The sequence below is a fragment of the Kitasatospora sp. NPDC005748 genome (genome assembly GCF_040630735.1).
Classification (GTDB): Bacteria; Actinomycetota; Actinomycetes; order Streptomycetales; family Streptomycetaceae; genus Kitasatospora.
This window is the reverse complement of the sequence record NZ_JBEXYD010000058.1, coordinates 38095-48552: the sequence shown is the minus strand read 5'-3', so window position 1 is coordinate 48552 and position 10458 is coordinate 38095. Positions and strand designations below refer to the sequence as shown.

Here is a 10458-nt window from a genome sequence, read left to right as displayed (position 1 = left end):
CAGACGTCTGAATACTGGTAGTCGGTTTTGGTTCATGGAGTTCTTAGTTGTGATCTTCCGTGGGCACGGCACGGCCCCCGGCCGCGGACAATGGCCATTGTCCGCGGCCGAACTGCGGTTCCGCCCGTTCCTGTTGTGGACAACGTGAGCTCTCGCGAAGGTGGAGAGCCCGGCGGGACACCTCGACCGGGAACGAGCCCCGGAGATCGCGCACGGTTCCGGCGGCATGAGTGGAGGAAGCAGCATGATGCGAAAGACTCTCGGCCGCTTCGCCGTGGTCACCGCGGCGATGGCCGTCGGCCTGGGCAGCGTCGTCACGACGGCCACCGCCCGCCCCGCGACACCTGCCTGCGGGAGCGCGCTCAACACCATCGACGACATCGCCGCCCAGGCCGAGCAGGCCATCAGCTACCGGGACAAGGGCAACGCCGCCGTCGGCCTCACGGACGCCGCCCAGCTGTCCTACGCGGCTCCGTGCTTCACCGAGGAGCTGCAGGACCTCCTCCGGGGGGCCGCATCGCGGTTCAACGATGCGGCCGACACCCTGTACTACGACAACTGGGACGACGCCTACGCCAGTGCGGCCGCCGGGCGGGGACTGATCTGGCAGGCCCAGGACGCGAACCACTGACTGCGCCCCGTGGGAGCGGTAGCCGACGACGACTGACCTCCGCCAGGACGGGCCGGAAGGCTGCCCGCTCGGCCGACCGCGGCACCGTCGTCGGCCGGTTGAGCGGACCCCGGAAGAGGCCGGACAGCGGGACAGCGGGCCCGCCGGGGGCTCGGGGAGGGCGGGTCGGCCCACGCCGTGACCGTCCGGTGGGCTGTCGCCGCCGGCGGTGTGCCGACGTGGTCGGGGGTCAGCGCGCGTCGGGCTCCGGCGTCGACGTGGCGCGGATTTCCTCGTCGACGTCGCCCGCCTGGCGAAGGCCCGCCTGGTAGGCCGGCTCCCAGGCCGCCAGGTCGCCCAGGTCCGGGCCGAAAGCGCTGACCGAGGCCGGATCGGGACCGATGGTCACGACGCTCGCCGCTCCCACGGCCGCCAGCTGCTGGTCGAGCAGCTCCCGGGGGAACAGGTGGGCCATCGGCTCGACCACGACCAGCGTGCGGGCTCCCACGGCGAGGTCGGCGTTGGGCCCCGCGCGCAGCGCACCGTCCATGTACCGCCGGCCATCGACGGCGACGGGCGGCGCGACCCCGGGGAAGGCGCTGCTCGCCGCCACCGCGTGCGCCAGCGGCACACCGCTGTCGCGGTCCCACACCACGGGCTCACCGGAGGTCGTGTCCACGGCGGTGATCAGCAGTCGGCGCTCGGGCCAGGTGTCCGCGCCGATCAGCGCGGCACGCCCCGCTATCAGCGCCTCCTCGGCGTGGGAGTCGGCGCCGTCGAGCGCGAGGCGGCCGACGCGGCGGCGGGCCTCGTCGGGCTCCAGGCCGGGGTCGCCGAGCACGGCGAACACCTCGCCCGTCCGCCCGGGGTCCGCCGTGACCCGGTGCTCCGGCCGGCGGGCCGCCGTCGCGAGCCGCTCCAGGTCCTGGCCGGTGGCGAGCAGCGCCGCGACGATCGCGCCGGACGAGGTCCCGACGATCACGTCGGCTCCGCCCAGTTCCACACCGCGCAGACGCAACCCGTGGGCCAGCCCTGCCATCCAGGCGGTGCCGACGTGGCCACCGGGACCCAGGACGAGTGCTCGGTCGAAGGTGTGCAAGGTGATCTCCCCTCATTAGTGAAACAGTCGTACCATATACTCGCTGATGCTGTCTCAACTTCGAGAAACCGAGCGGAGATCCACCGTGGGGCGACCCGCCGACCCCGTCCGTCGGGAGCGCACGCTGGCACGGGCGACCGACTACGTGCTGGCGCACGGCCTGACCGGACTCAGCCTGCGGCCGATGGCCGCGGCCCTCGACACCAGCCCGCGGATGCTGCTCTACGACTTCGGCAGCAAACAGGAGTTGGTGGCGGCGGTCCTCGCCGAGGCTCGGCGCCGAGGTGCCGCGCGCCTGACCGGGCACGTTCCGCCGACGACGGGCACCGCCCAGGAGCGGCTGCGCGGCATCTGGGCGTGGATCAGCGCGGAGGAACGTGCCCCGTTCGTCCGGCTGTTCTTCGAGGTGCACGCCGACGGGCTGGCTCACCCCGAGGCCTACCCCGAGCAGGGCGAGGCGATCACGGACTGGTTCGACACGCTCGGCGCCACCTTCCGCGACGTCTCCAGCGGCCCCGACGACACCGTGACGCCCACGTTGATCATGGCCGTCGTCCGGGGCCTGCTGTTCGACCTCACCACCACCGGCGACCGCGACCGCACGAATCGCGCGCTGGACCGCTTCGCGGAACTGCTGGACCGCTGAACGGCCCTGGCGGGCCTTCGGTCATGGCCGGTGTCGGAGCGTGCCTCCCTGTCGGAGGGCCGTGGCACACTGCGGCACATGTCCCTCAGCGCCCTCAGCCTCGACCAGTGGCGGTCGTTCGACCTGCCGACCGCACGCCGCGTCGCCCACGGGGCGGCGGAGCTGGTGGGCGGCCGGGTGACCGCGCTGGAGACCGTCGAGCACCTCGGCGCCCCGCTGCACCGCGTCCGGATCGAACGGGATGACCAGGAGTTCGCGCTGATCCCCGGCGGCCGGGTGACGCTCGGGTTCGACCTCGACGCCTGGCGGCCGACGCCCGAGCAGAGCGCCGACTACGCGGCGAGCCTGGAGCACGGCTTCGGCTACGGCGCCGACCTCCGGGAGCACCTCGCCCAGGTGCTCAGCCCGCGACGGACCGTCACCCTGGCCACCGTGCTGATGGCCGTGGAGGACGAGGAGCTGACCGAGGCCTCCTGCGACATGCCGGCCGTCCTCGCGGCCCGCGGGCTGCGGATGCCGAGCCCGGACGAGTGGGAGCACGCCTGCGGGGCCGGCGCCACCACGCTCTTCCGCTGGGGCGACGACTGCCCGCTCGACCGCCTCCCCTCCGGAGAGCCGGACGGGCCGCAGAGCCGGCCGAACGCCTTCGGGCTGCGCATCGCCTACGACACCTACCGCACCGAGGTGAGCAGCGACACCGCGTCCGTCCACGGCGGGGACGGCGGCGAGTCGGTGTGCGGCGGGTACGGCTTCCTGCTGGGGTGGCTGCCGCTGGCCACGGCCAACCGGAACCCCTTCATGGCCGAGTTCGTGCACGGCCCGGACGGCGACGGTCTCTGCGAGGACTTCTCGACCCGTCCCGTCCTCCCGCTCTGAGGGCCGGATTGCCCGGGGTCCGGTGCCGAAGCTTCTTCGGCACCGGACCCGACACCAACCTCAGGCACACACCTCAGGCACGCACCTCAGGCACGACAGCGCAGCATCACCAGCGGCGGCTTGGCCAGGAGGTCCGCCCAGAACTCCGCGCCGAACTCGCGGAGGCCGGCTTCGGACACCTGGATCGGCACCCACTCCAGGTCACGGAATCCGGCCGCCCGCAGGCACTCCTCGTAGACCTCGCGACGCGGAACGGTGCTGACGATGCTGATCGGCCGCGGGTCGAGGAGCGCCGTGACCCGCACCCGCGGACCGGTCCCGGCCTCCTCGCCGATCGGCTCGCAGCGGAACCCGTACCGCTCCAGGGACGGACAGTCGAACGCGTAGTCGGGCCGCTGGGCGAACACGAAGAACTCGCCGCCGGGCACCAGGTTCCGGTGGATGTTGCGGCACATCCGCTCCAGCTGCTCCACGGATTCCGCGTAGTTGAGACACTGCACGGCCAGCGCGAGGTCGAACCGCCGATCCAGCGGCGCCAGCTCGGCGACGTCGCCGACCTCGTAGCGCACGTCCAGCGGCTCACGCCGTTCCATGTCCCGCGCGGCGGCGATCATCTCGACGGAGATGTCGACGCCGAACACCTCGGAGGCGCCGCGCCGCTTGAACTCCCTGCTGTAGAAGCCGGTGCCGCACGCCAGGTCGAGGACCGACCTGCCCTTCACGTCCCCGACCATGCCGAGGAAGCTCGGCACCTCCCCGTAACGCATCAGCGGCAGGGACTTGAAACCCTCGAACGCCTCGCCGATCCCGTCGTACTGCTGCACGCTCACGTGCCGCCCCCTTTTATGTCCTTCGCCCGTGCTTCGTCCGGTACGCGGCCACTCCGGCTCGCCGGACGCGGCGGGTGGAGGCCCGCCGGGGCCGTGGCGACGAGTCTCCTCCGCGCGGTGCGACGGCCGTACTGGCGGATGACACAAAGAAGTCGGCCGGGTGACGCGCGGGCACCGGCGTCCCGACACGACGTCACAGCTCGTTCAGGGGCGGCCGTTCGGGGCCGCCGTGCCCCGGTAGCCGGCCTCGGACCCGTTCGAGGTACCGGTCGGCGCTCCCGTGGGGGTGGTCCTGGGCGCCGTGGCGGTGCAGGTCGATCCGACCGTCGGCGTGCAGGCGCAGCGTGGTGGTCGCCCGGCGGGGTGGCTCGGCCGGGTCGCGGCCGGCGCCGGTGAGGGAGGTGGCGCCAACCGCCAGGTCGCGCTCTCGTTCACCGACCGGGGCGACTGGACGGACCAGGCGGCCCGGGTCACCGTCATGCCGGCCTTCCTGGAGGCGTCCTTCTGCGGCGGCCGCTGAACCGCCGGCCGCCCGGCGGGGTTCGGGCGGGACGGCTCGCCGACCCCCGCCACCCCGCCCGGACGGACCCCGGCGGCCGCGGTACGACCGACGGAGTGCGACGGGGCACGGCGGGGGCGCGTGGAAGCAGTGGGCGGGCGTCGCTCTGGTCAGCGGTCCCGACGCGCCTGCACCCTGGTGCGGGAGACGGGCACCGGGCCGTCGGAGGAGGGGTCCATGGGAACGCGGGCGCACGAGTCGGACCGTCGCTGGGAGAGGGCCGTGGTCATCGGCGGCGGGTACGCCGGTCTCGTCACGGCGCGGGTGCTGACCGACTGCTTCCGCGAGGTCGTCCTCCTGGAGCGGGACGAGGTGGACGAGCACACCGGCGTCCACCCGCACGCCCCGCAGGGCCACCACGCGCACGCCATGCTGGCCAGGGGCGCGGAGGTGCTGGAGACGCTCTTCCCGGGCCTGCGCGAGGAACTGCGCGAACTCGGCGCCCCGGTCTACGACTACGGGGAGCGGATGAGCTTCCTGCAGCCGGCCGGCTTCGCCCCGCGGCACCCGACGGGCGTGCTGATCCAGTCGTTCACCCGGGACGAGCTGGAACGCCGGCTGCGGCGCCGGGTGCTGGCCCTGCCCGGTGTGAGGCTGCTGGCCCCGGCACGCTGCGAGGGCCTGCTCGCGGAGCGTCCCGGGGCCGTGACCGGGGTGGTGTACCGGGTGGCCGGCGCCGAGGAGCCGGCCACCCTGGCGGCGGACCTGGTGGTCGACGCCTCGGGGCGCGCCGGCGGGCTGGACGGCCGGCTCGACGCCCTGGGCGTGCGGGTGCCCGCGCCGCGTGTGGTGAAGGCGAAGATCACCTACACCTCGATGGTCTTCGCCAGGCCGGAGCGGGACCGCCCGGACTTCGACGCCGCCTACCAGATGACCTTCGCGCCGGGCATCCCGCGCGGCGGCGTCATCCTGGCCGTCGAGCGGAACCGCTGGACGTGCTCGCTGTTCGGCTTCGACGACCAGGTGCCGCCGACCGACGACCAGGGGTACCTCGACTTCGCCCGAAGCCTGGCGAACCCCCTGCTGGCCGAGCTGATCGAGCGCCGCACCCGTCCGGAGCCGACCCGCCGGTACGTCAATCCCAACAACCAGTGGAGCCAGTACCACCGGGTCAGGGACTGGCCCGAGCGCCTGCTCGCCGTCGGCGACTCGGTCTGCGTGTTCAACCCGGTGTACGGGCAGGGGCTCACCGTGGCGGCGCTGGAGGCCCGGCTCCTGCAGCGGATGCTGGCCGCCCGCCGGGCCGGGGGCGAGGGACTGGACGGACTGGGCCGCCGGTTCCAGCGCCGGCTGGCCCGCGTACTGCTGGTGCCCTGGACGCTGTCGAGCAACTCGGACCTGATGTGGAACCCGGACGGGCGGCCGCTGCCGGCCCGGGTGGCCCACTGGTACAACTCCCAGGTCTTCACGGTGGCGGTGCACGACCCGGAGGTGTGGTCCCGGTTCGTCCGGGTCGCCAACATGGTCGCGCCGCCCACCCTGCTCTTCCAGCCCTCCGTCCTGCGGAAGGTCGTCGGCGCGGCGCTGCGTCGCCGCCGTGCCGCGCCGCCGGCCCCCACCACGCCGACGGCCCGCACGGCCCGCACCGCCGGCCACCCGGTGCCCGGGCCGGCGACGGAAGCGCCGTCCTCGACCACGCCATCGCGGTAGGGCTTCACCCCAGGGAGGGACGCATGACCGACACCACGGATCGGAACAGCGGCGTGGAAGGGGGCGTCGGGGTCACCGCGCTGCTGGTCGCCGCCGCACGGGCGATCGAGACCCACCGCCGGGACAGCCTGGCCCAGGACGCCTTCGCGGAGCACTTCGTGCGCGCCGCCCCGGCCTCCGCGGGCTGGCCGGTCCGGGGGCGGGAGGCCCCGGGCGGGGACGCGAACCCGCTCTGGGGGCGGTTCGCCCGCTACTTCGGTCTGCGAACGAGGGTCCTCGACGACTTCCTGCTCCGCTCGGTCCGCGCCGACGCCCGCCAAGTGGTGCTGCTCGGAGCCGGGTTGGACGCACGGGCGTTCCGGCTGGGCTGGCCGCCCGGCTGCGTGGTCTTCGAGATCGACCGGCCCGGGGTGCTGGCGTTCAAGCACCGGGTCCTCGACGGGCTGTCCGCCGTCCCGAGGGCGGCGCGCGTACCCGTCCCGGCCGATCTGCGCGCCGACTGGGTCGGGGCGCTGACCGGCGCGGGCTTCGACCCGGCCGCCCCGAGCGTCTGGCTGGCCGAGGGGCTGCTGTTCTACCTGCCCAGCGCCGTCGAGTCGCACCTCGTCGGCGCGGTGGACCGGTTGAGCACCGGCGGCAGCGCCCTGGCGTACGAGGCCAAGCTCGAACCGGACCTGCTGCGGTACCGAGACAGCCCGCTCTACACCGCGACGAGGGAGCAGATCGGGATCGACCTGCTCACCCTGTTCAACCTCGAACCCCGGCCCGACTCGGCGGGCGCCCTGGCGGACCGGGGCTGGACCACCTCCGTCAGCACCCCCTTCGAGTTCACCCACCGGCACGGCCGCGGCCCGCTGCCCGAGCAGAACGACGCGCTGGCGGGCAACCGCTGGGTGTTCGCGCACAAGCCCCGGCGCTGACCTGCCGACCGGGCCGGAGCACCGGGCCCGGGCCTCCGGTCCGGTACTCGGACCGGAGCACCGGACCCGAGCACCGGGCCCGACGGCGGGTCACGCGCCCGGGCTCGGCTCCCGCTCCTCGTCGGCCGGCGCGAGCGGCCGGAGCCGGCGCAGCGCCGCGGCGACCGTACCGCCGGGCGTGACGTCGACGGTCTCGACCCACAGCGCGGTGTCCGCCGGGAGGACGGCTCCGGTGGCGGCCACCCGCTCGCGCACCCGTGCGCAGAAGGCGTCCGGATCGCCGTCCGCGGCGGCGTACTCGCGCGACAGTCCGGCCGTGGAGCAGCCCGCCGTCGCGGGGGCCGGCAGGATGTCCGCACCGTTGGAGCAGCGGAGCGTGACCACGGGCGAGGGGCGGTAGGCGTCCGCGAACATGGGCAGGTTCGAGAAGGGGTAGACCCGGTCGTCCAGGGCGAACGAGAGCATCGCGCACACCGCGAACGCCACCGGGCCCGTCCAGTCCGGGGCGACGCCCGGCCCCGCACCGGCCGGCAGCGGCAGGGCGGCCAGCCCCGCCAGCATGGCGTTCTCCCGGAAGTCGACCGCGAGCAGCCACCGCGAGCCCAGGTGGAAGAGCACCAGGCCCAGACCGATCGCCGCGCGCGGCCAGAACCCGGCGAGCATCAGCGGGGTGCCGGCCTCCAGCAGCAGCGTCGCCCACAGGAGCGGCACGCCCGCGCCCGGCCGGCGGACCAGGAGGCGGACCGGGCCGGCGTCCCGGACGCGCTCGCCGTCCCCGGTCCGGAACCGGTCGAACAGGGTGAGGTAGAAGGGGAAGAGCCGGCGGTCCGGCCAGCGCAGCCCGCGCTTGCGCACCTTGGAGACGGCCGAGACGACGTAGTGGGCCGCCACCGCTCCCCACAGCCCTCCGGCCATCGACGCGGTCACCCGGTGCGGGTCGGCGCCGGGAGCGGCGGCGAGCCCGGCACCCGCCATGGCGAGCAGCGCCAGCCCGGTCAGGTGGAGGTGGTGGTGCACCTTGAAGTGGCGGGTGCCGTCGTCGTCCTCGGTGACGTACCCGGCGAACTCCTGCGACAGGTGGACGGTGGTGACCGGCACGAAGACCGCGGCCATGACCACCGTCGCCGTCACCGGGAGGATACCGGCCGTGAACGCGCACCCGGCGAGCACCAGCACGGCGGCGAGGACGGTCCGGACCGCGGGCCCGACGAGGCGGTCGCCCACCCGCGCGCCGAGCGTGCCCGGCCGCCAGGTCGCACCGACTCCCAGCCCGCGCAGCGGCTCCTGGGCGGCCGACAGGACGACGGCGGTGAGCAGGGCCCGGAAGAGCACGTCCTGCCACGGGCCCGGGGCGCCCTCGGGCAGGGGCCAGGAGACAGCTGCGGACCACATTCGGCACTCCCCCGGGGTGGGTGACCACTCGTCCGTCCAGGATCGGGCCTGCCGGGGGGATCCGGACAGCCTTCCGCGAGATGTCCCGAATAGAGGGCTCATCACACCAAGGCCGGTCAGCGTCCGTTCCCGGCACCCGCGGAACGGCTGCCGCGCCCGAGCGGGCCCCGTGCATCGGGCGCCCCGGGCACCGGCGACCCCCCGGTCGGCGGGGCGGCGGGGCGGCGACCGCCGCCGGTGCGTCGCGGGCGGGTGCGGGCCGCGCCCCTGGCATGCTGCTGAGCGCGGCTTCGTCCGGCCCCACCCGACCGGGCCTCCCGGGTGGGCCTCCCGACCGGCCTCCCGACCAGTGGGCCTCCCGGGTGGGCCTCCCGGTGGGCAGCGGCAGCGGGCGCCCTGGGGCCCGGGAGGCCGGAACGGCGGAGCGGGAACGGAAGGGGTGCGCGCATGGACCCGGTGACGAAGGCGCTCAACGAACTGCACCGGCGGATCAGCGGGCTGACGGACGGCGAAGTCGCCTCCTACATCCCGAAGCTCGCCCAGGCCGACCCCGACGACTTCGGGATCGCCATCACCAGCATGGGCGGCCGCCGCTACCAGGCGGGCAAGGCCGACACCGAGTTCACCATCCAGTCGGTCTCCAAGCCCTTCGTCTACGCACTGGCCCTCACCGACCTCGGGCCCGACGAGATGCTCCGACGGGTCGGCGCCGAGCCCAGCGGCGAGGCCTTCAACGCCATCAGCCTGGAGCCGGTCACCGGGCGCCCGGCCAACCCGATGGTCAACGCCGGCGCGATCGCCACCACCGCCCTGGTCGCGGCGGCCGACCCCGAGGCGCGGTCCGCCCGGATCCTGGACTGCCTGTCCGCGTTCGCCGGCCGCCGACTGGGCTACGACGAGGAGGTGTACGCCTCCGAGGCCGCCAGCGGCGACCGCAACCGCGCGCTGGCCTACCTGATGCGCTCGGCCGGCTCGTTGACCGACGACGCGTACGCCGTGACGGCCACCTACTTCCGCCAGTGCTCCGTCCTGGTCACCGCGGCCGACCTCGCGGTGATGGCCGCGACCCTGGCCAACGGCGGCCGCAACCCGGTCACCGGCGAGCGGGTCGTGGAGCGGAGCGTGGCGGTGCGGACCCTGGCGGTCATGGCCACCTGCGGGATGTACGACGGCGCCGGGGAGTGGCTGCTGAACGTCGGGCTGCCGGCCAAGAGCGGGGTCGCCGGCGGGCTGATCGCGGCCAGCCCGGGCCGGTTCGGGGTCGCGGTCTACAGCCCGCCGCTGGACCGGGAGGGCAACTCCGTGCGGGGCGTGGCCGCGCTCACCGCGATGTCCGAGCGGCTCACCCTCCACCTCATGCACGCACCGGTGCACCTGACGGCCACCGTCACCGACACCGGGCACGGCGCGCGCTCCTCCCGCACCCGCAGCCCGGAGCAGACCGCGCTGCTCAACCGCAGCCGGCAGCGCATCATCGCCGTCGGCGCCCAGGGCGAGCTGGAGTTCACCGAGACCGAGCAGCTGCTGGGCGCCGTCGAGGGGGCCGTCCCCGCGACACCCGGCTGGCTGGTGCTGGACCTGATGGCCGTCACCGGCATCCGCCCCGGCTCCGCCGCGATGCTCGCCGCCGGTCTGGCGGACATCGCCCAGCGGGGCCACCGGATCGTCGTCGCCGCCCAGGAGCCGTTCCTGGCCGCGGCCGACGGGCACCCCGACTGGCAGGCCTTCACCAGCCGCGACGACGCGGTGGCCTGGTGCGAGGACCGGCTCCTGGCCGGCGAAGCGCCCCTCGCCCCGTCCGCCCCGTCCGCCCCGAGCTGACCTCGTCTGGGCGTGCTGCCGGGCTGCCCGGTGCGACCAGAACGCACGGAGCCCG

10 protein-coding genes are annotated in these 10458 nt (G+C 74.6%); 7 read left to right on the top strand and 3 right to left on the bottom strand.

All coding sequences use genetic code 11. From position 1 onward, the window contains the following. Positions 1–244 precede the first annotated feature (244 nt). A complete protein-coding gene (locus tag ABZ495_RS30000) occupies positions 245–631 on the top strand; it encodes a hypothetical protein (RefSeq protein ID WP_359808856.1) in 387 nt (128 codons plus the stop codon). A 229-nt stretch (positions 632–860) separates the two neighbouring features. Here the strand turns inward: ABZ495_RS30000 and ABZ495_RS29995 are convergent, their stop codons facing one another. Further along, the gene (locus tag ABZ495_RS29995) at positions 861–1709 is read right to left on the bottom strand and encodes a patatin-like phospholipase family protein (RefSeq protein ID WP_359839028.1); all 849 of its coding nucleotides are present in this window, start codon (positions 1707–1709) and stop codon (positions 861–863) included. Positions 1710–1794: 85 nt separating this feature from the next. On the opposite strand from ABZ495_RS29995, the gene ABZ495_RS29990 reads away from it, so the two are divergent. Continuing rightward, positions 1795–2355: a TetR/AcrR family transcriptional regulator gene (locus ABZ495_RS29990; RefSeq protein ID WP_359839026.1), complete on the top strand. Its 561-nt coding sequence runs from the start codon at positions 1795–1797 to the stop codon at positions 2353–2355. Between the two features lie 78 nt (positions 2356–2433). Next, entirely contained in the window at positions 2434–3231 is a 798-nt protein-coding gene (locus ABZ495_RS29985) for a hypothetical protein (protein ID WP_359839024.1), read from the top strand. Positions 3232–3317: 86 nt separating this feature from the next. On the opposite strand, the gene ABZ495_RS29980 is transcribed toward ABZ495_RS29985, so the two are convergent. Continuing rightward, the gene (locus ABZ495_RS29980; RefSeq protein ID WP_329485498.1) at positions 3318–4061 is read right to left on the bottom strand and encodes a class I SAM-dependent methyltransferase; all 744 of its coding nucleotides are present in this window, start codon (positions 4059–4061) and stop codon (positions 3318–3320) included. A gap of 301 nt (positions 4062–4362) precedes the next feature. On the opposite strand from ABZ495_RS29980, the gene ABZ495_RS29975 reads away from it, so the two are divergent. From ABZ495_RS29975 to ABZ495_RS29965, 3 genes are all read left to right on the top strand, one after another. Next, entirely contained in the window at positions 4363–4581 is a 219-nt protein-coding gene (locus tag ABZ495_RS29975; RefSeq protein WP_359839023.1) for a hypothetical protein, read from the top strand. A gap of 216 nt (positions 4582–4797) precedes the next feature. Then, the gene (locus tag ABZ495_RS29970) at positions 4798–6270 is read left to right on the top strand and encodes an FAD-dependent oxidoreductase (RefSeq protein WP_359839021.1); all 1473 of its coding nucleotides are present in this window, start codon (positions 4798–4800) and stop codon (positions 6268–6270) included. Positions 6271–6293: 23 nt separating this feature from the next. After that, on the top strand, positions 6294–7190 hold the full coding sequence (locus tag ABZ495_RS29965) for a class I SAM-dependent methyltransferase (RefSeq protein ID WP_359839019.1): 897 nt from the start codon (positions 6294–6296) through the stop codon (positions 7188–7190). Between the two features lie 90 nt (positions 7191–7280). Here ABZ495_RS29965 and ABZ495_RS29960 read toward each other — a convergent pair whose 3' ends face one another. After that, positions 7281–8582, bottom strand: coding sequence for a hypothetical protein (locus ABZ495_RS29960; RefSeq protein ID WP_359839017.1), 1302 nt, complete (start codon positions 8580–8582; stop codon positions 7281–7283). Positions 8583–9029: 447 nt separating this feature from the next. On the opposite strand from ABZ495_RS29960, the gene glsA reads away from it, so the two are divergent. Beyond that, positions 9030–10403, top strand: a complete 1374-nt coding sequence (gene glsA, locus ABZ495_RS29955; protein WP_359839015.1) for a glutaminase A — start codon at positions 9030–9032, stop codon at positions 10401–10403. Positions 10404–10458 lie beyond the last annotated feature (55 nt).

What these genes read in the sequence shown, in the direction of transcription:
- ABZ495_RS29970 (WP_359839021.1), top strand. Translation starts at nt 4,798, where the DNA reads ATGGGAACGCGGGCGCACGAGTCGGACCGTCGCTGGGAGAGGGCCGTG.
- glsA (WP_359839015.1), top strand. Translation starts at nt 9,030, where the DNA reads ATGGACCCGGTGACGAAGGCGCTCAACGAACTGCACCGGCGGATCAGC.
- ABZ495_RS29960 (WP_359839017.1), bottom strand. Translation starts at nt 8,582, where the DNA reads ATGTGGTCCGCAGCTGTCTCCTGGCCCCTGCCCGAGGGCGCCCCGGGC.
- ABZ495_RS29985 (WP_359839024.1), top strand. Translation starts at nt 2,434, where the DNA reads ATGTCCCTCAGCGCCCTCAGCCTCGACCAGTGGCGGTCGTTCGACCTG.
- ABZ495_RS30000 (WP_359808856.1), top strand. Translation starts at nt 245, where the DNA reads ATGATGCGAAAGACTCTCGGCCGCTTCGCCGTGGTCACCGCGGCGATG.
- ABZ495_RS29965 (WP_359839019.1), top strand. Translation starts at nt 6,294, where the DNA reads ATGACCGACACCACGGATCGGAACAGCGGCGTGGAAGGGGGCGTCGGG.